23 protein-coding genes are annotated in these 22156 nt (G+C 68.1%); 10 read left to right on the top strand and 13 right to left on the bottom strand.

Features of this window, described 5'->3' with window-relative positions:
* Window positions 1-14: 14 nt before the first annotated feature.
* From ACZ6MZ_RS01125 to ACZ6MZ_RS01110, 4 genes are all read right to left on the bottom strand, one after another.
* Complete coding sequence (locus tag ACZ6MZ_RS01125) at window positions 15-467, bottom strand: GNAT family N-acetyltransferase (RefSeq protein ID WP_469349039.1); 453 nt, start codon at window positions 465-467, stop codon at window positions 15-17.
* A 25-nt stretch (window positions 468-492) separates the two neighbouring features.
* Window positions 493-951, bottom strand: a complete 459-nt coding sequence (locus ACZ6MZ_RS01120; RefSeq protein WP_384178209.1) for a MarR family winged helix-turn-helix transcriptional regulator — start codon at window positions 949-951, stop codon at window positions 493-495.
* A gap of 118 nt (window positions 952-1069) precedes the next feature.
* Window positions 1070-1924: a GNAT family N-acetyltransferase gene (locus ACZ6MZ_RS01115; protein WP_469349037.1), complete on the bottom strand. Its 855-nt coding sequence runs from the start codon at window positions 1922-1924 to the stop codon at window positions 1070-1072.
* Window positions 1925-1929: 5 nt separating this feature from the next.
* On the bottom strand, window positions 1930-2457 hold the full coding sequence (locus ACZ6MZ_RS01110) for a DUF2269 domain-containing protein (protein WP_469349035.1): 528 nt from the start codon (window positions 2455-2457) through the stop codon (window positions 1930-1932).
* Between the two features lie 76 nt (window positions 2458-2533).
* On the opposite strand from ACZ6MZ_RS01110, the gene ACZ6MZ_RS01105 reads away from it, so the two are divergent.
* Together ACZ6MZ_RS01105 and ACZ6MZ_RS01100 are read left to right on the top strand one after the other, a co-directional pair.
* A complete protein-coding gene (locus ACZ6MZ_RS01105) occupies window positions 2534-3175 on the top strand; it encodes an HAD family hydrolase (protein WP_469349033.1) in 642 nt (213 codons plus the stop codon).
* A gap of 340 nt (window positions 3176-3515) precedes the next feature.
* On the top strand, window positions 3516-5291 hold the full coding sequence (locus tag ACZ6MZ_RS01100) for a globin domain-containing protein (protein ID WP_469349031.1): 1776 nt from the start codon (window positions 3516-3518) through the stop codon (window positions 5289-5291).
* Between the two features lie 52 nt (window positions 5292-5343).
* Here ACZ6MZ_RS01100 and ACZ6MZ_RS01095 read toward each other — a convergent pair whose 3' ends face one another.
* From ACZ6MZ_RS01095 to ACZ6MZ_RS01075, 5 genes are all read right to left on the bottom strand, one after another.
* Window positions 5344-5823 carry an NUDIX domain-containing protein gene (locus ACZ6MZ_RS01095; RefSeq protein ID WP_384178194.1) on the bottom strand — a complete coding sequence of 160 codons (480 nt, stop codon included), beginning with the start codon at window positions 5821-5823 and terminating at the stop codon, window positions 5344-5346.
* 52 nt (window positions 5824-5875) lie between these two features.
* The gene (locus ACZ6MZ_RS01090; protein ID WP_384178191.1) at window positions 5876-6769 is read right to left on the bottom strand and encodes a LysR family transcriptional regulator; all 894 of its coding nucleotides are present in this window, start codon (window positions 6767-6769) and stop codon (window positions 5876-5878) included.
* A gap of 215 nt (window positions 6770-6984) precedes the next feature.
* On the bottom strand, window positions 6985-8106 hold the full coding sequence (locus tag ACZ6MZ_RS01085) for a cystathionine gamma-lyase (RefSeq protein ID WP_469349029.1): 1122 nt from the start codon (window positions 8104-8106) through the stop codon (window positions 6985-6987).
* Window positions 8103-8615 (bottom strand): low molecular weight protein-tyrosine-phosphatase, encoded by a 513-nt coding sequence (locus ACZ6MZ_RS01080; RefSeq protein ID WP_469349028.1) that lies wholly within the window; start codon window positions 8613-8615, stop codon window positions 8103-8105. Before ACZ6MZ_RS01080 ends, ACZ6MZ_RS01085 begins: the two co-directional genes overlap by 4 nt.
* A gap of 7 nt (window positions 8616-8622) precedes the next feature.
* Entirely contained in the window at window positions 8623-9003 is a 381-nt protein-coding gene (locus ACZ6MZ_RS01075; protein ID WP_384178182.1) for a phage holin family protein, read from the bottom strand.
* Between the two features lie 14 nt (window positions 9004-9017).
* Between ACZ6MZ_RS01075 and ACZ6MZ_RS01070 the strand changes: the two genes are divergently transcribed.
* The 4 genes from ACZ6MZ_RS01070 (at window position 9018) to ACZ6MZ_RS01055 (ending at window position 10948) form a co-directional block, all read left to right on the top strand.
* Window positions 9018-9335, top strand: coding sequence for a cupin domain-containing protein (locus tag ACZ6MZ_RS01070; RefSeq protein WP_384178179.1), 318 nt, complete (start codon window positions 9018-9020; stop codon window positions 9333-9335).
* Window positions 9336-9471: 136 nt separating this feature from the next.
* Complete coding sequence (locus tag ACZ6MZ_RS01065; RefSeq protein WP_384178176.1) at window positions 9472-9690, top strand: DUF5326 family protein; 219 nt, start codon at window positions 9472-9474, stop codon at window positions 9688-9690.
* Between the two features lie 268 nt (window positions 9691-9958).
* Entirely contained in the window at window positions 9959-10249 is a 291-nt protein-coding gene (locus ACZ6MZ_RS01060; protein ID WP_469349026.1) for a helix-turn-helix domain-containing protein, read from the top strand.
* A gap of 264 nt (window positions 10250-10513) precedes the next feature.
* The gene (locus ACZ6MZ_RS01055) at window positions 10514-10948 is read left to right on the top strand and encodes an SsgA family sporulation/cell division regulator (protein ID WP_383914695.1); all 435 of its coding nucleotides are present in this window, start codon (window positions 10514-10516) and stop codon (window positions 10946-10948) included.
* A gap of 75 nt (window positions 10949-11023) precedes the next feature.
* Here ACZ6MZ_RS01055 and ACZ6MZ_RS01050 read toward each other — a convergent pair whose 3' ends face one another.
* Window positions 11024-12418, bottom strand: a complete 1395-nt coding sequence (locus tag ACZ6MZ_RS01050) for a YibE/F family protein (RefSeq protein ID WP_469349024.1) — start codon at window positions 12416-12418, stop codon at window positions 11024-11026.
* Window positions 12419-12624: 206 nt separating this feature from the next.
* Between ACZ6MZ_RS01050 and thiC the strand changes: the two genes are divergently transcribed.
* A complete protein-coding gene (gene thiC, locus ACZ6MZ_RS01045) occupies window positions 12625-14436 on the top strand; it encodes a phosphomethylpyrimidine synthase ThiC (RefSeq protein WP_384328940.1) in 1812 nt (603 codons plus the stop codon).
* Between the two features lie 36 nt (window positions 14437-14472).
* On the opposite strand, the gene ACZ6MZ_RS01040 is transcribed toward thiC, so the two are convergent.
* The 3 genes from ACZ6MZ_RS01040 to ACZ6MZ_RS01030 form a co-directional block, all read right to left on the bottom strand.
* Complete coding sequence (locus tag ACZ6MZ_RS01040) at window positions 14473-15300, bottom strand: hypothetical protein (protein ID WP_389787751.1); 828 nt, start codon at window positions 15298-15300, stop codon at window positions 14473-14475.
* A 147-nt stretch (window positions 15301-15447) separates the two neighbouring features.
* The gene (locus ACZ6MZ_RS01035; RefSeq protein ID WP_384328945.1) at window positions 15448-16539 is read right to left on the bottom strand and encodes a metallophosphoesterase; all 1092 of its coding nucleotides are present in this window, start codon (window positions 16537-16539) and stop codon (window positions 15448-15450) included.
* A gap of 267 nt (window positions 16540-16806) precedes the next feature.
* A complete protein-coding gene (locus ACZ6MZ_RS01030) occupies window positions 16807-17919 on the bottom strand; it encodes a LacI family DNA-binding transcriptional regulator (RefSeq protein ID WP_384178160.1) in 1113 nt (370 codons plus the stop codon).
* A gap of 357 nt (window positions 17920-18276) precedes the next feature.
* Between ACZ6MZ_RS01030 and hisC the strand changes: the two genes are divergently transcribed.
* The 3 genes from hisC (at window position 18277) to cydB (ending at window position 22152) form a co-directional block, all read left to right on the top strand.
* Complete coding sequence (gene hisC / locus ACZ6MZ_RS01025) at window positions 18277-19356, top strand: histidinol-phosphate transaminase (protein ID WP_389675090.1); 1080 nt, start codon at window positions 18277-18279, stop codon at window positions 19354-19356.
* A gap of 274 nt (window positions 19357-19630) precedes the next feature.
* Entirely contained in the window at window positions 19631-21139 is a 1509-nt protein-coding gene (locus ACZ6MZ_RS01020) for a cytochrome ubiquinol oxidase subunit I (RefSeq protein ID WP_384178154.1), read from the top strand.
* Window positions 21140-21153: 14 nt separating this feature from the next.
* On the top strand, window positions 21154-22152 hold the full coding sequence (cydB, locus tag ACZ6MZ_RS01015; RefSeq protein ID WP_469349022.1) for a cytochrome d ubiquinol oxidase subunit II: 999 nt from the start codon (window positions 21154-21156) through the stop codon (window positions 22150-22152).
* Window positions 22153-22156: the final 4 nt, after the last annotated feature.

Here is a 22156-nt window from a genome sequence, read left to right as displayed (position 1 = left end):
GCGGACTCCTCGGTTCAGAGCTGCAGTTTGAAGCCCACATGAGAGGCGGTGAAGCCGAGCCGCTCGTAGAAGCGGTGGGCATCGGAGCGGCTGGCGTCAGAGGTCAGCTGGACCAATTGGCAGCCGCGGCTGCGGGATTCGTCGACTGCCCACTCGATGAACCTACTGCCGAGCCCGCTGCCGCGTTCGTCGGCGTGGATACGTACGCCCTCGATAACCGAGCGCGTGGCGCCGCGCCGCGACAGTCCGGGGATGATTGTGAGCTGGAGCGTCCCGACCACCCGGCTGTCGCGTACGGCCACCATCACATGCTGGTTCGGGTCGCGAGCCAGCCGCTCATACGCCGCGATGTACGGGGTGAGATCGTCGGGGGACTCGCGCTCCGCGCCCAGCGGATCGTCGGCGAGCATCGCGACGATGGCGGGGATGTCATCGGGCGCGGCAGGCCGTATCTCCAGATCGCTCATGATCCGCAGACTACGCCCGAGGGCATTAGGCGGGGATCCTCAGCTCCTCGACGGTCCTGACGAGAGGGGCCAGCTCGGGATTCTTCGCCGCTTCGTCGAGGGCTTCGCGCAGCGCCGTGTCATTGGTGGGGCGGGCCTCGGCAAGCAGGGCCAGGCCGGCGTCCGTGACATCGGTATAGATGCCGCGGCGATCGGTGTCGCACAGATAGCGGGTCAGCAGGCCACGGTCTTCGAGGCGGGTGACCAGCCGCGTGGTGGCGCTCTGGCTGAGGACGACGGCGTCGGCGACCTGCTTCATCTGCAGATGGCCGCCCGGCCCGGTGTGCTGGCGGCTGAGGACGTCGAGCAGGGAGTACTCGCGGACGCTCAGATGGTGCCCGGACTGGAGTGCGCGCTCGATATGCGCCTCGATCTTCCCGTGCAGAAGGGAGAGAGCCACCCAGCCCTGAGCGAGAGCGGTGAGTGCGGGGTCCGTCGCTGTCATGCGTCTGTCCTCCATCGTCCGGAGCGGCCTTGACTCCAGGATAGGGGACGATCGCAATATACCGCGCTTGCAATTATTTTATCCGGGTTGCGGTGCTCAGCCCTGTGGGCGGAGGTGATCAGCCTGTCGCCAGGCTCAGCGGCGCGAACCGGCGGGTCCAGTCGCCCGGCAGGTCCAGGGTGCCGTAGGCCATGACCGTCGTGAGGATGTCCTGCTCCAGGCCATGCTCCTTCAGCCAGGTCAGCAGCTCCTCGTGGCGTACGTCGATGTTCAGGCGCACCGGCCGGTCCGAATCCTTGGCCAGTGAGGAGATCAGCGCCTTCGCCGTCTCGGTGTCCCGGGCGATCAGCGGGCCGATGACATCCGTTGTCCGCGTGGGCCAAGCCGCCGCGTATCCGATGATCCCGGAGCCGGCCTCAGCGACCCTCAGCCGGTCCGCGAAGGCGGGGAGCCGGGCGAGGACATGCGTGCGGTCCACCCCGAAGACCTCGGTGTCCAGGCGTACGAGGGCGGCCAGGTCATCGGCGGCCGCAGCACGGGTCATTACCCGCGGCGCGCTCTGCGGGGACCGGAAGCGCCCGCGGACCGTCTCCGCCGCGCCCGCGTCGGTGAAGCCGAGCTGCTGGTAGAGCGGACGGCCGTCCCGCGTGGCGTAGAGCGCGAGCGGGATGTCTCCGGCCTCGTGCAGCACATGGGCCATCAGCCGGCGTCCGAGACCCTGCCGGGCATACCGCCCGGCGACGAGCATCATGCCGACGGCGGCGAGATCCGGACCGTAGGAGGTGAGGACGCATACCGCTGCCAGTCCCTTGCCCGCCGGATCATCGATGCCATATCCGGTCCCCGCAGTCAGCAGCAAGCCCCACTTGTGCTCCTCGCGCGCCCAGTCGCGGTCCTCGGCGAGGTCCGCGCAGGACATGAGGTCACCCCTGGTCAGCGGCCGGATCGGGAGAGCGGAGAAAGGTGTCGGCATGGAGATCAGGCTGTCGGAGTCGGTGATCGTTCGTCCACCCTTTTGCGGGAAGTCGCCGAGACCTGGAGGCGCCGGCCGCGCCGGGTGAGGCCCCAGGGCTTGAGCACCGAGATCGCCGTCATGAAGAGATAGGCGGAGGTGGCCACCGAAGGCGCCGCGATCAGGCTGCTGTCGGGTATTCCGGCGCCCACAGCGTCGTTGATGCCCGGACGCAGCGCGAAGACCGTCGCGGCGAGAGTGACCAGGGTGAGCCAGAACTTGGTCCACACCCAGCGATGCCGCGCCAGGCCCCACGGGGTGGCGAGTGAGAGCGGCAGTCCGCTGGCGAGGGCGAGCAGGCCGACCGGGACGATCAGCCAGTCGGCGAAGATCTTCATGGCGCGGTAAGCGGCCTGCGTGGTGGAGGGGTCGTGTGTGATGAAGGCGGTGACGCCGAGTGTCAGCAGACCGAGGGTGAGCCCGAGCCAGCTCACGGAGGCGGCGACATGGACGACGAGCAGGGCCCGGCGGGCGGGCCGCTTGAGTTGTTTCACGTGAAACACGGTGCCTTCCGGCCCGCGCAAGGGCGTCTGCCCACGGGAGTAGTCGCACGTACTAATCTCGGCGTACATGGCGAGCCCACGCAGACTGCATCTCTTCGACCTCGATGGAACGCTCATCCGCGGTTCGGCCGCCGCTGTGGAGATCTCCCGGCAGCTGGGGCTGAGCACCGAAATCGCCGAGCTGGAGCGCGACTTCCTGGCCCGGGGGCTGGCGCCGGACGAGTTCGCGGTGCGGGCCCGGGAGTTGTGGGCCGACCTCACCACGGCTCAGGTGTCTGCGGCCTTCGAGGGTGCGCCCTGGCTGGTCGGCATCCGCGAGGTCTGGGCGGACATTCGGAGTCAAGGGGATTACTGTGCCGTTATCTCCCTCTCGCCCGACTTCTTTGTGGCACGACTGCTGGACTGGGGAGCGCACGCCGCCCATGGCTCACGCTGGCCGGTGCTGCCTTTCACCGAGCCGGTCGACCGGACGGGCATTCTCAACCCGGCCGCGAAGGTGAAGATCGCGGACCGGCTGTGTGCAGAGTTCGGGTTGAGGCTGGACGACTGCGTTGCCTACGGTGATTCGATGTCGGACTCGGAGATCTTCGCGGCGGTGCCCAGGGCGGTGGCGGTGAATGCCGATCACCATCTGTCGGGGCTTGCCACGCACGCGTACACGGGAGGCGATCTGCGCGAGGCCTATGAACTCGTACGCCTCAGAAACTAACTGGAGAGCCCCCGGCAGTAATACGCTGACCCTTGAGGTGTCGCGGAAAACGCGTCCGGAAGCCGCCGAATGGGCACGGGAGCAATGAAGCCTAACGGTAAATCCGGTGCGGATGACCGGACTTCGCGCTCTTTGTCCCGCGCGATGGTACGGCCTGTCATGCTGCGACAACGGGACCTGCGGACAATGTCACATTCCTCCGCCTCCTGCCCGAATTGGGGGCATGGCGGAGGTTAGTGTGTGCTGTCAACAGTCCTAGTCAGAGCGGGGAATTGCTAGCGTATTCCGGGCCAGCGGAAGTGCGCAGACCGACCGAAAGATGTTCGAGGCGAGGCACACCATGGACGCTCCGACCACCACGTCGGCCGACAAGGGCACTTCCGGAGACGGCGGAGGCGGCGGCTGGTTCGCCGCTCGCAGGGCCCCGAGCGGCGAAGGCCGACCGGACTCCGGGACGACGGGCGGTGCGGCAGACGAGGCGGGCCGGGACCGAATACCCGTCCCGAGCCGCTCCCTTGCCTCCATCCGCCCGAGGGGTTCCGGGGCGACCCGTCCCGCGCCGCCCCGGCGCGAGGACCCCGCAGCGCAGGACCCGCAGGAGACCGCCCCCCGGCAGCCGGCAGCGGCGGACGACGTCCCCGACGCCTTCCGCCCGCGCAACCAGGGACTCCGTGGCGGCGACACACCGGCCGCCCATCCAGTGGTCGATGACGGCCCGGCCACCACGGCCGACAGCGGCGTCGACAGCGCCGGCGGACCGCTCTCCGAAGCGGCCGCGGAAGCCGCCGTACGCTCTGCCGACGCGCGACCGGAATTCGCACATCACGACCCCGTACAACCCCCCGCCACACAGCCCTCCGCGGTGCCTGGCGCCGAGCCGCGTGGCGCGGCGCTGCCGCCGGAAGTCCCGGTCTCGGCCGCGCTGCCCCCCGAAGCCGCGGCTCCCTCGCTGGCCGTGACCCTCGCCGCCTCCGCCGCCGATCCCCAGGCATCCCCCGACGCGGCCCTCGTCCGCCGCACCCTGGCGGAGATCGCTCCCGTCGCCGACCAGGTCACCTCGTACTTCTATTCGCTGCTCTTCGTCCGCCACCCCGATCTGCGCAACCTGTTCCCCGTGGCGATGGACGCCCAGCGTGACCGGCTCCTCAAGGCACTGCTCACCGCGGCCGAGCACATGGACTCCCCGGCCGTCCTCACCGGCTATCTCCGGCAACTCGGCCGTGGACACCGCAAGTACGGCACCCAGGCCTCGCACTACCCCGCCGTCGGCGAGGCCCTCATGGGCGCGCTGTCCCGCTACGCCGTCACCACCTGGGACGACGCGACAGAGGACGCCTGGGTCAGGACGTACACCACCATCTCGCAGATCATGATCGACGCGGCGGCGGAGAACGAGTTGCACGCTCCTGCTTGGTGGCAGGCGGAAGTGGTCTCGCATGAACTGCGGACCTCGGACATCGCCATTGTCACGGTCCGCCCCGACCAGCCGTATCCGTTCCGCGCCGGGCAGTACACCAGCCTGGAGACCCCATGGTGGCCCCGGGTCTGGCGGCACTACTCCTTCGCCTCGGCGCCGCGCCCGGACGGTCTGCTGGCCTTCCACGTCAAGGCCGTCCCGGCCGGCTGGGTCTCCAACGCCCTGGTCCACCACGCCCGTCCCGGCGATGTCCTCCGCCTCGGGCCCCCGGCCGGTTCGATGACCGTCGACCACAGCACGGACAACGGCCTGCTCTGCCTGGGCGGCGGCACCGGCATCGCGCCCATCAAGGCACTCGTCGAGGATGTCGCCGAGCACGGGCACCGGCGCCCGGTCGAGGTCTTCTACGGCGCGCGCAATGATCAGGACCTGTACGACATCGACACGATGCTGCGGCTCGAGAACGAGCATCCCTGGCTCGCCGTGCGCGCGGTGGTCGCCGAGGGCCCCAGCTTCGGTCTCACGGGACAGCTTCCGGAGGCCGTACGCGATTACGGCCCCTGGAATGAGTACGACGCGTATCTGTCCGGCCCGCCCGGGATGATCCGCAGCAGTCTCGACGCGCTCAAGGGCGCCGGTATTCCCTCGGAGCGGATCCGCCACGACTCCATCGAAGAGCTGGTGGCGGCAGCCAACTAGGTCCGATCCGCCGTACAGGACCTAGGTCCTCCTGGGCCGGGACGGAGACCGGTCAGCCGAGGTCGGGGGCGTGCATCGCGCGCACGCCTTCGATATTGCCATCCAGATAGTGCCGCAGTGACAGCGGTACGAGATGGACGGCGGCGATGCCGACCCGGCTGAACGGTACCCGGACGATCTCGTACTCCCCGCAGGGCTCATCGATCTCGGGGCCGTGCCGCAGCGAGAGGTCCATCGACTCCAGCCGGCAGACGAAGAAATGCTGGACCTTCACGCCGGTCACCCCGCCATCGGCGATGTGCTCGACCGTGTCGACGAAGCAGGGCACCACATCGATGACCTTGGCGCCGAGCTCCTCGTCCACTTCGCGATGGAGCGCGTCGACCACGGTGGCGTCCTCCGGCTCGACGCCGCCGCCCGGGGTGAGCCAGTAGGGATCCACCCCGGGTTTGGTGCGTTTGATCAGGATCAGGTCGCTGCCGTCGAGCAGGATGGCGCGTGCGGTGCGCTTGACCACGGGCCTTTCGGTCATGGGAAGAGGTTCGCCCGCGATACCGGTTCTGAAACTCCCTCCGGCCCTGCTGTCACCAGTCCACCGCGGCGCGCAGTAACCACTCGTGCGCCCGTGCGACCGGGGGCAGGGCGAGTGTGCCGGTGCGTACGACCAGAAAATACGTGCGCAGCGGGGGCACCGGCGGATCGAGCAGCGCGACCACTTCTCCGCGTTCCAGCGCCCCTTCACAGAGATAGCGCGGCAGTACGGCCAGTCCGGCGCCCGCCGCCGCGCACTCCAGGACGGCCCGTAGATCGGGTGCGATCACGGTTCCGGCGGCAGCGGGCCGGGAGTCGAAGACGGCCGCCCAGTAGCGGGAGACGAGCGGCAGTGACTCATGCACCTCCACCACCGGCAACTGCTCCAGCACCACCCGCCCCTCGCGCAGGACGTCATGGCCCAGCCGTGCCGCCCAGCGCGGCGCCGCGATCAGCACATGCTCCTCGTCCCACAGCGGAGTCGCGGTGAGCAGTCCGCCGCGTGGCCGGGCGGTGGCGATGGCCAGATCATGATGTCCGGCGGCCAGGCCCTCCAAGGTCTCCTCGGCATTGCCGAAGAACGAGGTGCGCAGCGCGAGGCCCTGAGCGATGAGCGGCGTGAGCGCGGGAAGCGCGCGCAGGGAGGTGAACTCCGGTGGCCCGGCCAGGTGGAGCGTCCGTACCCCGGACTCCTCGTCCAGCCCGGTCTCGGCGATTTCGATCAGCGCGTCGAGATGAGGGGCTGCCCGGTGCGCGAGTTCGTCGCCGATCGTCGTGGCGGTCACACCACGGGCCTGGCGTAGGAAGAGCGGCCGGCCCAACTGCCGCTCCAGGGTCCTGATCTGGCCGGTCACCGCAGGCTGGGACAGGCCCAGCAGCGCCGCGGCGCGGGTGAAGGAGCCGGCCCGGTGCACGGTGACGAAGGTGCGCAGCAGAGCCAGGTCCATGTCCCGCTCTCCAGTCCCGAGCCCGAGCCACCGCAGCATCTCAGGACCGACAACTATAAATAAGTCGATAGGTACCTGTCGCTACTGTGATTGGACACTGACGCAGAGTCAACTAGCCTTGAGCAAGTGGTTCGCCGGAGCGTGGAACCTGGGACGGTCCGAGCCATGAGGGGGGAGGCTCGGACCGTCCGTTCGAAACGGTGGCGCGTCCGGGCTCAGCGGGCGGCTTCGTCCAGGGCGCGCAGGACATCCGCGATCAGGTCCTCGGGGTCCTCGGCGCCGACGGAGAATCGGATGAAGCCTTCCGGTACGGCGTCGCCGCCCCATCGTCCGCGGCGCTCGGCGGTGGACCGTACGCCGCCGAAGCTCGTCGCGTCGTCCACCAGCCGCAGTCCGTCCAGGAAGCGTTCGGCCCAGTCCAGATCGGGCAGCACGAACGACACCACGGATCCGAAGCGCCGCATCTGCTGTGAGGCGATGGGGTACGAAGGGTCGCCGGGCAGCCCGGGGTAGCGCAGCCCGTGCACCTCGTCGCGCTGCTCCAGCGCCTGGGCCAGCACGAGAGCGCTCGCGCACTGCCGCTCGACGCGCAGCTGGAGCGTGGCCAGCGAACGGTGCGCGAGCCAGGCCTCCATCGGCCCGGGAATCGCCCCGACGACCTTGCGCCAGCGTCGTACGCCCGCTGCCAGTTCCGGATCGGCGGTGGTCACATGGCCGAGCAGGATATCGCCGTGGCCCGTCATGCCCTTGGTGTCACTGGCCACCGAGAAGTCCGCTCCCAGCTCCAGCGGCCGCTGGCCGAGCGGCGTGGCGAGGGTGTTGTCGACGGCGACCAGGGCGCCCGCGGTATGCGCCTCCCGCACCAGCCGCCGTACGTCGCAGACGTCGAGCCCGGGGTTGGACGGCGTCTCGATCCAGAGCAGCCGGGCCCCGTCCAGGACGCGCAGCTGGGCGTCGCCTCCGGTCGGCGCGGTCCGCACCTCCACGCCGTACGCCTCAAGGCGCTCCCGCAGCAGCGGCAGGGCCTGATAGCCGTCGTCCGGCAGGACGATCGCGTCGCCGGCCCGCAGCTGGGAGAAGGCCACCGCCGAGATCGCGGCCATCCCGGAGGCGAAGACGACGGTCTCGACGGACTCCCCCGGCGCTTCCAGCTCGCCGATGGCCCGTTCCAGATGGGTCCAGGTCGGGTTCTCGTCCCGGCCGTAGGTGTACGGGCCGGTCGGCTCTCCCGGCAGATGGAAGTGGGCGGCGAAGACCGGCCCGGGCAGGGTCGGTTCGTACTTCACCGGGTCGGGAAGCCCGGCCCGTACCGCTCGCGTGCCGTCCCCGATGTTCAAGCCGTCTCCTCGATCGTGTGTCGTACGGTGGCGAGCAGCCCCGCGCTGGCGCGCTCCACCATCTCCAGGCATTCCTCGAAGCCTGCCGGGTCGCCGTAGTACGGATCCGGGACGTCGAGATCGCCGGGCCGACCATCTGATGACCTTATGCCGGGGTCGTACGCGCGCAGCAGCCGCACCTTCGCGGCGGCCGCGGGCGTCGGCGCCAGCTGCCGCAGCTCCCGCAGATGCCCCTCGTCCAGCGCGATCACCAGATCGAGGCCGGCGAACCAGGAGGCGTGGAACTGCCGCGCGGTGTGATCGCTCTTGTAGCCGTGCGCGTCCAGTACGGAGACGGCGCGTGGATCGGCGCCGTCTCCTTCGTGCCAGCCACCGGTCCCGGCACTGTCCACCTCCACCAGGCCGTCAAGACCGGCTTCTGTCAGCCGGGCGCGGAAGACGGACTCGGCGATGGGCGAGCGGCAGATGTTGCCGGTGCAGACGAAGCAGACGCGATAAGCGGAACTCATGGAGCGGTCAGTCCCTGTCGTCGGGGAGCGCGACGTTCAGTGCCCACGACACGACCGAGATGACCAGTCCGCCGAGCACGGCCGTCCAGAAGCCCTCGACATGGAAGCTCAGGTCCAGCTTGTCCGCGAGCCACGAGGTCAGGAGCAGCATCAGGGCGTTGACCACCAGGGTGATCAGCCCGAGCGTGAGTATGAACAACGGCAGCGTCAGCAGCTTCACCACCGGCTTGACGAGGAAGTTGACCAGACCGAAGAGCAGGGCGACGAGCACCAGTGTCAGGGCCTGCTTGCCGGTGCTGTCACCGGTCAGGATGATATCGGGGATCAGCCAGATGGCCACCGCGAGCGCTGCCGCGTTGGCGATCGTCTTGACTACAAAATTCTTCATGGTCTGATCGTGGCATGAAGGCATTCCGACTGGATGAGCTGGAGGCGGAGCGTGCCGCCAACGACGGTGCGTATCTGCAGTTCGTGCGCGAACGCAACATGTCCGTGGGGCTGTACGCGCTGGACGCCGGTGAGATCGATCCGCAACAGCCCCACCGGCAGGACGAGGTGTACTTCGTCGTGAGCGGCCGGGCCTCGATCACCGTCGGGATGGAGACAACACAGGTCGGCCGGGGCAGCGTCGTGTACGTACCGGCCGGAGTCGCGCACAAGTTCCACCACATCACGGAGGATCTGCGGGTGATGGTCGTGTTCTCGCCGCCCGAGGGCTGACCGCGACCCTCAGGTCGCCTCAGGGTCGGATCAGGGGAGATCGGGGGCTCCGGTCCATCCGGGAGCGCCCCCTCGGCTTTAGCATCGAAGCGGTAAGGCAGGTACCTGTGGCACTCGGTGAAGCGAGGTAAGGACGATGGCGGTTCGGGAGATTTTCACGGGGCTGCCCTGGTGGGTGAAGTGGATCGCGGTGCCCGTGATCGCCATTGTTGTCTTCGGCGGGCTGATCGTCAGCGTGGTCGCGGTGGTGATCGGACTGCTCTTCAAGCTGCTGCTCTTTGTGGCCCTGGTCGGCGGACTGATCTATGTCGTACGGAAGTTCCTGTCCTCGTCGTCCTCACGAGGCGACTGGTAGGGGCGACCGGTAGAGCTGGCAGCCAGTGCGGTCGTTAGCCCGCGCGAGGGAAAGGTGAACGGGAAACCATCCCCGGCCCCGGCGTGCCCCTAGAGTGACAATCCTCTGCCGCACCCCTGGCCTCAGGGTCCCTCGGTCCCTCGGTCCCCCAGGGGTGCGGCGGGCGCGCGGGGGCGGCCCCCGCGCGCGGGCCCTCGCCCGTCAGCACGCCTGGGGGTGACCTTTGGCCACAGCTACAAAAACCGCGGCCCCTACCCTGATCGGATCGGTGCAGCGAGCGCTGCGACTGCTGGAGTCCGCGGGCTCCCATCCGGACGGAGCCCCCGCGAAACAGCTCGCACGCGAGGCCGGGCTACCACTCCCCACCGCCTATCACCTGCTGCGGACACTGACGCATGAGGGCTATCTGCGCCGTGAGAACGGCGTCTTCGTGCTCGGTGACGCGGTGCAGCGGCTGGCACGCGCTGAAGCCGTGCAGAATCGTCGCAGCAAGATCGCCGATTCACTCGGCCATGGCTCACGCACCCGCGACAGGCCGGTGCCCGCTGAGCCGGCTTGACGAAAAATCGAGCCGCGATCACTCGATCGCCGTCCCAGTGCGGCCGTATTGGCCATTTCTGTACCACTCGATCAGCAGGGGTGGCTACCCTCGGGAGTCGAACAGTTACACAGCGGGATCGAATCGCTGTTGAGCTCGCTAACCTTCTCTATCAGTATCTGAAAAATTACTCCTTGTGATCTGCTAGCGCTTACAGGACGATTGCGTCAAGAGGGTCCGCAGGGATCATTCCCAGCCACTGCTTCATCTACTCCGGAGTACACGATGCGCGAGTCGGTCCAGGCCGAGGTCCTGATGAGCTTCCTCGTCTCCGAGGAGCTCTCGTTCCGGATCCCGGTGGAACTCCACTATGAGATGGGAGATCCCTACGCGGTCCGGATGACGTTCCATCTGCCCGGCGACGCCCCTGTCACCTGGACCTTCGGCCGCGAACTGCTGCTCGACGGCATCAATACGCCCAGCGGGGACGGCGATGTGCATATCGCGCCGACCCTGCCCGAGGACCTCTCCGATGTCCATATCCGGCTCCAGGTCGGTGATGACCACGCGCTCTTCCGGGTGAGCGCCGCGCCGCTCGTCGCTTTCCTCGACCGTACGGACCGACTGGTTCCGCTCGGTCAGGAGCGCACGCTCGGTGACTTCGAAGGCAATCTTGAGGAGGCGCTCGGTCGCATCCTGGCCGAGGAGAACGCCGGCTGAACGGGGGGCCGCCCGGGCGGTACGGATCCTCCGAGCGATACGGATCCTCCGGGCGGCCGGTCCCTGCCGTAGGTCCTACTTCTTACGCCGCCGTCCCCCACCGCCCTGGCCGAGCACCCGTGCGCTCTGACCAGGAACCGCGGGAGCCGTCTGTGGTCCTACGGATCCCGGACCCGGAGGTGTCGCCGGGCCCGGAGGCGTCGCCGGCCCCGAGGCTCCCGGCCGGTCGGCGGAGACCACCAGCGCCGCCAGCGCCGTTGTCACCGGCACCGACGCGACCAGGCCGATGGAGCCCACCAGGGTCCGTACGATCTCCTCCGCCACCAGCTCACTGTTGGCGACCGTTCCCATGCTCGCCTGCGCGATCGAGAACAGCAGCAGAAGAGGCAACGCCGCACCCGCGTAGGCGAGGACGAGCGTATTGACCACCGAGGCGATGTGGTCCCGGCCGATCCGTATGGCCGCCCGGTAGAGGGCGCGCGGCCCCATCGACGGATCCGCCTGACGGAGCTCCCAGACCGCCGAGGTCTGCGTCACCGTCACATCGTCGAGGACACCGAGCGAACCGATGATGACGCCCGCCAGCAGCAGACCGCTCATATCGATCTCGGGATAGAGACCGTGAATCAGACCGGTGTTGTCGTCCGTGTTGCCGGTCAGGCTCGCCCAGCCGATGAAGAGCGACCCCAGCAGCCCGATCAGCAGCAGAGATATCAATGTGCCGAGGACCGCCACGGAGGTACGGGCCGTCAGGCCATGGCACATATAGAGCGCCACGAGCATGATCGCGCTCGCCCCCACCACCGCCACGACCAGCGGATTCGACCCCTGCAAAATCGCGGGCAGGATGAACAGCGTCAGGACGGCGAACGAGACGGCGAGCGCGATCAGCGCCATGACACCGCGCATCCGACCCACCACGACCACCGCGAGCGCGAAGATCCCGGCCAGCAGAGCCATCGGGAACGTACGGTTCACATCGGTCACGGAGTACTGGAGATCACGGGGCGCGTCGGGTGCGTAGGCCACCACCACGCCCTGTTTCACGTGAAACTGCCGCGGTGCGTCCGGCTGGACGACCTCGATGAAGGTCCGCCCCTTCTCCTTGCCGGAGGTGACCTCGATCGTCGCCTTCTTGCACTCCCCGGTCTCCGCCTGCTGTGCCTCGCGACCCTGAGGCGTCGAGGTGTCACCGGTCGACGGGAGCTGAGAGCCATTCACGTCCTTGCAGTCCACCCGCTCGATCTGCACGACCTGGCCCTGCTCGGTCTGCCGGTCGAAGCCGACACCGGTGCGCTCGCCCGCCGGTGCACCGCCGGGCCAGAGCACGGCCAGCCCGACGACCACCGCGGTCGCGAACGGAATCAGGACCGCCGCGATGACCTTGCGAAGGTGCCGGGAGACCGGTGCGGCCGGCCCGTGACTGTGCGAGTGGCCATGCGATTCGTGAGTCTGCTGGGGTGAGGTCACCGCCAGATCATCGCAAGAAGTAAGAGGCCCTCTGTTCAGCACGCTCGACGGGACGCTAGCGTGGAGTCACCTTTGCACACGCGGGAGCTCGGAGCACCGGGCTGAGAGGGCGCTGACTGTGTAGTCCCGGGGATCTCCCTGGACACCTGCGCTGCGCCGACCGCTGAACCTGTTACCGGGTAATGCCGGCGTAGGGAGTAGGTCTCATGACCCATCAGGACGCACGCACGCCTGCCTCCGATTCGGAAAAGCCGAGCGAGGCCGGAAGGTCCATCGGCTGGCACAAGGGATATGTCCAGGGTTCACGCCCGGATCTTCAGGTGCCGGTGCGCCAGGTGCACCTCACCAACGGCAAGGACGTCACGCTGTACGACACATCGGGGCCGTACACCGACCCCACCGTCGAGACCGATGTACGCCGCGGTCTCGCGCCCCTGCGGGAGAACTGGATCATCGGGCGCGGTGATACCGAGGCGTACGCGGGCCGGCCGGCCCGCCCCGAGGACGACGGGCTCAAGCACACCTCGCCACGCGGGGGACTGCTCCGGAGCGGAACCACTGATCTACGGGGCCTCGACGCGGTCTTCCCCGGCCGGCCGCGCCAGCCGCGGCGGAGCCGGGACGGACAGGCGGTGACACAGCTCGCCTACGCCCGCCGCGGGGAAATCACCTCGGAGATGGAGTACGTCGCCATCCGGGAGAACGTGTCCCCGGAGGTCGTCCGCGAGGAGATCGCCGCCGGTCGCGCCGTCCTCCCCGCCAATGTCAATCACCCCGAGATCGAGCCGATGATCATCGGCAAGCGATTCCTGGTGAAAGTCAACGCCAACATCGGCAACTCCGCGGTCACCTCCTCCATCGAGGAGGAGGTCGAGAAGATGACCTGGGCGACCCGCTGGGGCGCGGACACGGTCATGGACCTCTCCACCGGCCGCAATATCCACACCACCCGCGAATGGGTGCTGCGCAACTCCCCTGTCCCCATCGGTACGGTGCCGCTCTATCAGGCGCTCGAAAAGGTCGATGGCAAGGCCGAGGAGCTGACCTGGGACATCTACAAGGACACGGTCATCGAGCAGGCCGAGCAGGGCGTCGACTACATGACGGTCCACGCCGGTGTACTGCTGCGGTACGTGCCGCTCACGGCCCGCCGGAAGACCGGCATCGTCTCGCGCGGCGGCTCGATCATGGCCGCGTGGTGTCTCGCGCACCACAAGGAGTCGTTCCTGTACGAGAACTTCGAGGAGCTCTGCGAGATCCTCGCGTCCTACGACGTGACGTACTCCCTCGGTGACGGCCTGCGGCCCGGGTCCATCGCGGATGCCAACGACGAGGCGCAGTTCGCCGAGCTGCGCACGCTGGGCGAGCTCAATTCGATCGCCAAGGGGCTGGGCGTACAGACGATGATCGAAGGCCCGGGCCATGTCCCGATGCACAAGATCAAGGAGAACATCGACCTCCAGCAGGAGATCTGCGAGGAGGCGCCGTTCTACACGCTCGGCCCGCTGACGACCGACGTGGCTCCGGCGTACGACCACATCACCTCCGGCATCGGCGCGGCGATGATCGCGTGGTGGGGCACGGCGATGCTCTGCTATGTCACCCCGAAGGAACATCTCGGCCTACCGGACCGCGACGACGTCAAGACAGGGGTCATCACCTACAAGATCGCGGCCCACGCGGCGGACCTCGCCAAGGGCCACCCGGGGGCGCAGGACTGGGACGACGCGCTCTCCGACGCCCGGTTCGAATTCCGCTGGGAGGACCAGTTCAATCTGGCCCTCGACCCTGACACGGCCCGGGAGTTCCATGATGAGACCCTCCCGGCCGAACCGGCGAAGACCGCGCACTTCTGCTCGATGTGCGGCCCCAAGTTCTGCTCGATGAAGATCTCGCAGGACATCAGGCGCCGGCACGGCGGAGATATGGAGAGCGCCGAGATCGAGGCCGGTATGGCGGAGAAGTCCAAGGAGTTCGCCGCGGCCGGCAACCGGGTCTACCTGCCGCTGGCGGACTGAGCGCCCTCCAGCGTGCCCTGGGCGCCGGTCGGGAGATCAGTCCGGCCGGTGCTCGGGGCCACCGAAGTCGGGGCTGGTGAAGTCCGGGCTGGTATAGGTCGGGCGCTGGCCCGCGGTGGAGCCTTCGCCCGGACTGGAGAAGTCCGGCCGGCTGTAGCCGATCTTGGGCAGCTGGCTCACCGGGCGAGGCGGGCCGGGCGTGGCCGGGCCGGCGCTCGGATCGGCCAGGGCGGCCCGCAGGAAAGGCAGAATGCCGCGCTCCAGCAGGGCGTGGCGCCAGGCTTCTCTGGCCCGGGCCACCTCGTCCGGCAGCTCGTTGCGCGACTCCTCGGCCGGCAGCTGGGTCGCGCCGTTGCGCACGGCCGTGACCAGCAGGCCTATCGCGGCGGCCAGTATGCCGAGCGCGGTGACGGCGCCGAAGAACCAGCCGACTGCGAGCAGGGTTTCGGCGAAGGCGGGTGGGGGGCTGAGCGCCTTGAGGAGGTAGCCGACGAGCAGGAAGATCGCGGCCGCGGTGCCCCCAAGGACCGGGACCAGCACGGTGATGATCGCGGTGAAACCCGCGCCGGCGTCCTCGGCTTCGTCCTCGGCCGGGGCCAGGACGGAATCGTGGACGGAGGCGGAAGGGGCCGGCGCCCGGAACTCCTCGCGGATCTTCGCGTAATGCTCGTACTCTGCGGCGGCCGCCGTGGTGATCAGCGCCGTGCGGTTCAGGGCCATGGTGCGCAGCTGCTCGGCGTTGAGCCGCCGGCCGACCGCGGCGAGATCCGGGCGGTCGGGCGCATTGCGCAGTGCGTCGTCGAGGATCCGCTCGAAATCCGCGCGATCCTCGCTCAGCAGGTGCGGAGCGCTTTTCATGTGCATCCCCCGATGCTCCGTAGGGCCGGGTCGCCCGCGTGGCACGGGCAGTTGGCAGAAACGGAGGAGAGCCTGCTACGGATAAGCCGATGGTAGAGCTGTTTCGGCGCGGTGTGACAGGGGGTTTACGTAAATCACCGGCGCGGCGTTGATTCAGTTATGCAGGGGAAGCTGGACCACCAGCAGTTTTCCTGCCATGGTCACGCCGCCGTCCATGGCGATGGCAAGTCCGTCGGCATATACGTGTGGCCCTTCCACCACCGGACTCCTGGCGCCTTGGTCGTCAGAGGCGTCTTCGGTGCCCACTTCGCCGAGCAGATAGGGAATCGGGCTGTGGCCGTGGACGACGCGCTGACCGCCGTACTGGGAGAGCAGTTCCTGAACGGCCTGCGGACCGCCTTCGTCACGGAACGCGAAGCGTTTGGTGAGCTTGCGGAACAAATCCCAGCATTCGTCGGCGTCATTGCGGGTCAGAATTTGGTGGACGGTCTCATTGACGTCCTCGATGGTGGATCCGTAGTCGAGATACGCGGTCGTGTCGGAGTGCATCAGCAGATGCGCGTCTTCCTCGACGACCGCGTCGAGCCGGGACATCCACTGCAGATGGACGTCCTGGAGGCGCTCCATGTCGGTCCGCTGGCCGCCGTTGAGCAGCCAGGCGGCCTGGAAGGTGGCGGTGCCGGCGCCGGAGTTGACGGGTGTGTCGCCGAACCGCTTGGCGCCGATGAGCAGCAGTTCGTGATTGCCCATCAGGGCCTTGCAGTAGCCGCCGGAGGCCGCCGCTTCGGCGGAGAGCCGCATGACGAGATCGATGACGCCGATGCCGTCGGGGCCGCGGTCGGTGAAGTCACCGAGGAACCAGAGGCGGGCCGTGCCCGCCGCCCAGTGGCCCTCGGCGTCGATGAGGCCCTGCTCGGCCAGGGCGGCGAGGAGTTCGTCGAGATAGCCGTGGACGTCGCCGACCACGAAGAGCGGGCCGCGGCCGTCGGGGGCGGGCGCCTCGGCAGGCGATACGTGCACCTGGACGGTGTCCCCCCGGTTGATCACCGGGAGGTCGCGTTCGGTGGGGGTGTAGCCCTCCGGCGGCTCGTCGGCCGGGACCGCGTTGCCGGGATGCCCGGACGAGCCGGCGGCCGCGGGGCCGGGCTGTCCGGACTGCACGGGAACCTGTGCGTACGGCGGGACGCGGAAGTCGCGCAACGTCGCCGTCCGCACCACGGATCCCTGGCCGGCCCCCTGTGTCATCGACCCCTCCACCACCGTCGCGCCGCCGTACACCTCTCAGGCCTGCCTGGCCGGATGGGGGTGAGCCCACCGGAGGTCGGGGAAGGTCCGAGGTGTCGTGCGCCCATCATAGGAACGCCGGTCCTCCTGTGTGACGCACCAGGGGCGATGAATCCGATTGCACCTCCGGTTCCCCGCATGTTTTCACGCTGATCGCCCGAAATGCGAAAGGTCCGGGCCTTCGGGGGAGGACAGCCACTGCGCTGTCACTCCCCGAAAGGGCCCCGGTCAGTCGCGGGCGGGGGACCGGGGCGGACTGACCGTGGTGCGTGGCGGGCGCCGCTGGGAGGACGTCCGGACGATCAGTTCGGTCGGTATCACCTGCTCCACCGGCCGGCCGGTGTCGATCCCTTCGATGGCGTCGATGAGGAGCTGGATGACGGCGGTGCCGATACGGCGCGGTTTGAGCGAGAGCGTCGTGATGGGCGGTTCCGTGGAGGCGTACACGGTGGACTCGCTGCAGCACACCAGCAGCAGGTCGTCGGGTACGCGCAGCCCGTACCGCCTGGCGGCGGCGAGCAGATCGGTGCCGTTGGGGTCGAAGAGCCCGTAGACGGCGTCGGGGCGGTCGGGGCGGGCGAGCAGCCGGTCGGCGGCGACGGCCCCGGCGCACGGGTCGTGGGCGGGGTAGGACTCGTAGACCGGATCCTGTCCGACGCGCTCGCACCACTGCAGATACGCGGTGGTGGAGAGCCGGGTGTAGGTGTCCGTGGTGGTGCCGGTGAGCAGGCCGATGCGGCGTGCCCCGGCGGCGGCGAGATGGTCGAGCAGATTGAGAACGGCCGCCTCATGGTCGTTGTCGACCCAGGCGGTGACGGGGAGAGTGCCCGCGGGCCGGCCGTCGGAGACGACGGGAAGGCCCTGGCGGACGAGTTCGGTGACGACCGGATCGTGGTCGGAGGGGTCGATGACGACGGTGCCGTCGAGGGCGACGTTCGACCAGACGTCATGGCGGGAGGTGGCGGGGAGGATGACGAGGGCGTAGCCGCGGGCGAGGGCGGCGGAGGTCGCGGCCCTCGCCATCTCGGCGAAATAGGCGAATTCGGTGAAGGTGAACGGTTCATCCCCGTACGTCGTCACGGTCAGGCCGATGAGGCCTGATTTGCCGGTACGGAGGGTTCGGGCGGCGGCGGACGGACGGTAGCCGAGGCGCTCTGCGACTTCTCGGACATGGCGCCGGGTGGCGTCGGGTAAGCGTCCCTTGCCGTTGAGCGCGTCCGAGACAGTCGTGATGGAGACACCGGCGGCGGCGGCAACGTCCCGGATGCCCGCCCGACCCTGCCGGCTTCCCCGCCGGGTTGTGTCCGTCCGGCTCACCTGGTGTTTCCCTGCTGCTGTCATGGCGAGCCGATAGTAGGGCGCGGGCGGGCGGTTGGGCGGGTCGCATATGCACCCATTGACAGGCACGTTTCTGCATGATCAAGAACGGGCAACGGCCATGGAAGAAAAGGGAGTTAGTGGGTCTAGCTATGTTCTGCCATGCGTGGAGCGGCATGGACCTGTCGAAGGGTCCATGTTTCGAAGAGGTCTCATCTCACCTCTACGAGGGACGCGCGCCACGGAGTGAGCCACCGGCGCGTGCCTCGGAGGCGAGCGCGCCCCTTTCCGGGCGCCCGCCATTCGCAGGGGCCGCGAATCCTCATATGGTGAGCAGTATTGAAGTTGTACCGACCCGTGAACGGCCGAGGAGGACCCGCGGTGAGCGAGACGAGCCCCAAGCTGCGCGCCGAGCTGGACGGCATTCCCCTGTACAAGCCGGGCAAGCCGGCGGCGTCCGGCGGGCCCGTCGCGTACAAGCTGTCCTCCAACGAGAACCCCTACCCGCCGCTGCCCGGGGTGATGGAGCAGGCGATCTCGGCCGCGGGGGTCTTCAACCGCTACCCCGACATGGCCTGCACCGGCCTGATGAACGAACTGGCCGAGCGCTTCGGAGTGCCGCTCTCGCATCTGGCGACCGGCACCGGCTCCGTGGGCGTCGCCCAGCAGTTGCTGCAGGCCACGGCGGGCCCCGGTGACGAGGTCATCTACGCCTGGCGCTCCTTCGAGGCGTACCCGATCATCACCCAGATCTCGGGCGCGACCTCCATAAAGGTGCCGCTGACCTCGGGGGAGGTGCACGATCTGGACGCGATGGCCGAGGCGATCACCGAGCGGACCCGGCTGATCTTCGTCTGCAACCCCAACAACCCGACCGGCACGGTGGTGCGCCGGGCCGAGCTGGAACGGTTCCTCGACCGGGTGCCGGGCGATGTGCTGGTGGTGCTGGACGAGGCGTACCGCGAGTTCATCCGCGATGCCGAGGTGCCGGACGGGGTCGCGATCTACCGGGACCGTCCGAATGTGGCCGTGCTGCGCACCTTCTCCAAGGCGTACGGACTGGCCGGTCTGCGGGTCGGCTTCGCCATCGCCCATGAGCCGGTGGCCGCCGCGCTGCGGAAGACCGCGGTCCCCTTCGGCGTGAGCCAGATCGCTCAGGAGGCGGCGATTGCCTCGCTGCGGGCGGAGGACGAGCTGCTGGGGCGGGTCGGCACGCTGGTCGCGGAGCGTGAACGGGTGTACAGGAGCCTGATCGGCCAGGGCTGGACCGTGGCCGAGACGCAGGCCAACTTCGTGTGGCTGCGGCTCGGGGAGCGCACGCTCGATTTCGCGGCGGCCTGTGAGACGGCCGGCGTGGTCGTACGGCCCTTCGCGGGCGAGGGCGTACGGGTGACGATCGGCGAGTACGAGGCCAACGAGATCTTCTTGCAGGCGGCCGAGACGTTCCGCAAGGAGCTGTAGTCCGGCGAGAGACGTCCGGTGCGGTCCGGCGAGAGACGTCCGGCCGGGGTTGTGGCTGGGACGCGGCAGTCAAGGGCGGTCTCTTCGAGGCCGCCCTTTGGCGTCGTACGGCCGGTATGTCTGGAGGACCCCCCCACGCGAAGATCCGGAAAGCTGTGCGACATAATGCTTGTGAATGTGAACGCTTTCACAAGCGCGCCCCAGTTCCTGTCGTTACGTCCAGGGCGAAAGGGGCAAGCTGCCGCTCGACCACGGCGATGTAAGGAGAGACGACGTGGACCTCGCTCTGGCGCCGGAGACCCTGGCGCGATGGCAGTTCGGCATCACCACCGTCTACCACTTCCTCTTCGTGCCCCTGACGATCTCGCTCGCCGCGCTGACCGCGGGGCTGCAGACCGCCTGGGTCCGTACGGAGAATCCCAAGTACCTCAAGGCCACGAAGTTCTGGGGCAAGCTCTTCCTGATCAATATCGCGATGGGTGTCGTCACCGGAATCGTGCAGGAGTTCCAGTTCGGGATGAACTGGTCCGACTATTCGCGGTTCGTCGGCGACATCTTCGGCGCCCCGCTCGCCTTCGAGGCACTGATCGCCTTCTTCTTCGAGTCCACCTTCATCGGACTGTGGATCTTCGGCTGGGACAAGCTGCCGAAGAAGATCCATCTGGCCTGTATATGGATGGTCTCGATCGGCACGATTCTCTCCGCGTACTTCATCCTGGCGGCCAACTCCTGGATGCAGCACCCGATCGGCTACCGGATCAACAAGGAAGCCGGCCGCGCCGAACTCACCGACTTCTGGGCGGTGCTCACCCAGGACACCGCGCTTACCCAGTTCTTCCACACCCTCACGGCCGCTTTCCTCGTCGGCGGCGCCTTCATGGTCGGTATCGCGGCCTTCCACCTGGCCCGCAAAAAGCACATTCCGGTGATGCGGACCTCGCTGCGGCTCGGCCTGATCACCGTCGTGATCGCGGGACTGATGACCGCCGTCAGCGGTGACACCCTCGGCAAGGTCATGTTCAAGCAGCAGCCGATGAAGATGGCCGCGGCTGAGGCTCTCTGGGAGGGCGAGGCGCCCGCGCCGTTCTCCGTATTCGCCTACGGAGACGTCGACAAGGGGCACAACGACGTCGCCATCGAGATCCCCGGGATGCTCTCCTTCCTCGCCAACAACGACTTCAGCTCGTACGTCCCCGGCATCAACGACATCAACAAGGCCGAGCAGGAGAAGTACGGCCCCGGCGACTACCGGCCCAATATCCCCGTCGCCTACTGGAGCTTCCGCTGGATGATCGGCTTCGGCATGGCATCCTTCGCCCTCGGCCTGGCCGGGCTCTGGCTCACCCGCAAGAAGTTCATGCTGCCGGCGCGGCTGCGCACGGGCGAGGAGGAAGTGCCGAATCTGGTGCTCTTCAGGAACAAGCCACTCAGCCCGAAGCTCGCCGCCTGCTATTGGATCACCGCTCTCTGGACCCTGCTCTTCCCGCTGATCGCCAACGCCTGGGGGTGGATCTTCACCGAGACGGGACGCCAGCCCTGGGTCGTGTACGGAGTGCTGCGCACGGCCGACGCGGTCTCCCCCGGCGTCTCCCAGGGCGAGGTGCTCACCTCGATGATCGTCTTCACCTCGCTGTACGCCGTCCTCGCGGTGATCGAGGTCAAGCTGCTGGTCAAGTACGTCAAGGCCGGACCGCCGGAACTCACGGACGCCGACCTCAACCCGCCCACAAAGATCGGCGGCGACCCCACGGACGCCGACCGGCCGATGGCCTTCTCGTACTGAGGACTTGAGGAGCTATGGAACTCCACGACGTCTGGTTCGTCCTGATAGCCGTCCTCTGGACCGGCTACTTCTTCCTCGAAGGCTTTGACTTCGGCATCGGGATCCTGACCAAGCTGCTGGCCCGCGACCGCAAGGAACGACGGGTCCTCATCAACACCATCGGACCGGTCTGGGACGGCAACGAGGTCTGGCTGCTGAGCGCCGGCGGAGCGACCTTCGCCGCCTTCCCCGAGTGGTACGCCACGCTGTTCTCCGGCTTCTATCTGCCGCTGCTGCTGATCCTGGTCTGTCTGATCGTGCGCGGGGTCGCTTTCGAATACCGGGCCAAGCGGCCTGAGGAGAACTGGCAGCGCAACTGGGAACACGCGATCTTCTGGACGTCACTGCTGCCCGCAGTGCTGTGGGGCGTCGCCTTCGGCAACATCGTGCGCGGCGTGAAGATCGACGCGCACAAGGAGTACGTCGGCAACCTCTGGGATCTGCTCAATCCGTACGCGCTCCTGGGCGGGCTGGTGACCCTGGCCCTCTTCACCTTCCACGGCACGGTGTTCGCCGCGCTCAAGACGGTGGGGGACATCCGGGTACGGGCCCGGAAACTGGCGCTCGCCCTGGGACTGATCACCGCCGTGCTGGCGCTCGGTTTCCTGATCTGGACGCAGGCGGACCACGGGGACGGCGTGAGTCTGGTCGCGATGATCGTCGCCGTGGCGGCGCTGGCAGCCGCGATCGGGGCCATCGCCGCAGGGCGCGAGGGCTGGTCGTTCGCGCTCAGCGGGGTGACGATCGTGGCCGCCGTCGCGATGCTCTTCCTGACGCTCTTTCCGAACGTCATGCCCTCCTCGCTGAACGAGGGGTGGAACCTGACGGTGACGAACGCCTCGTCCACCCCGTACACCCTGAAGATCATGACCTGGTGCGCGGGTATCGCCACACCGGTCGTGCTGCTCTACCAGGGCTGGACGTACTGGGTGTTCCGCAAGCGGATCGGCACGCAGCACATCGCCGATGCGTAGCCGG

This window comes from Streptomyces sp. NPDC042201 (assembly GCF_055582185.1).
The sequence above is the reverse complement of the archived record's forward strand: the minus strand, read 5'-3'. Positions and strand labels throughout refer to the sequence as shown.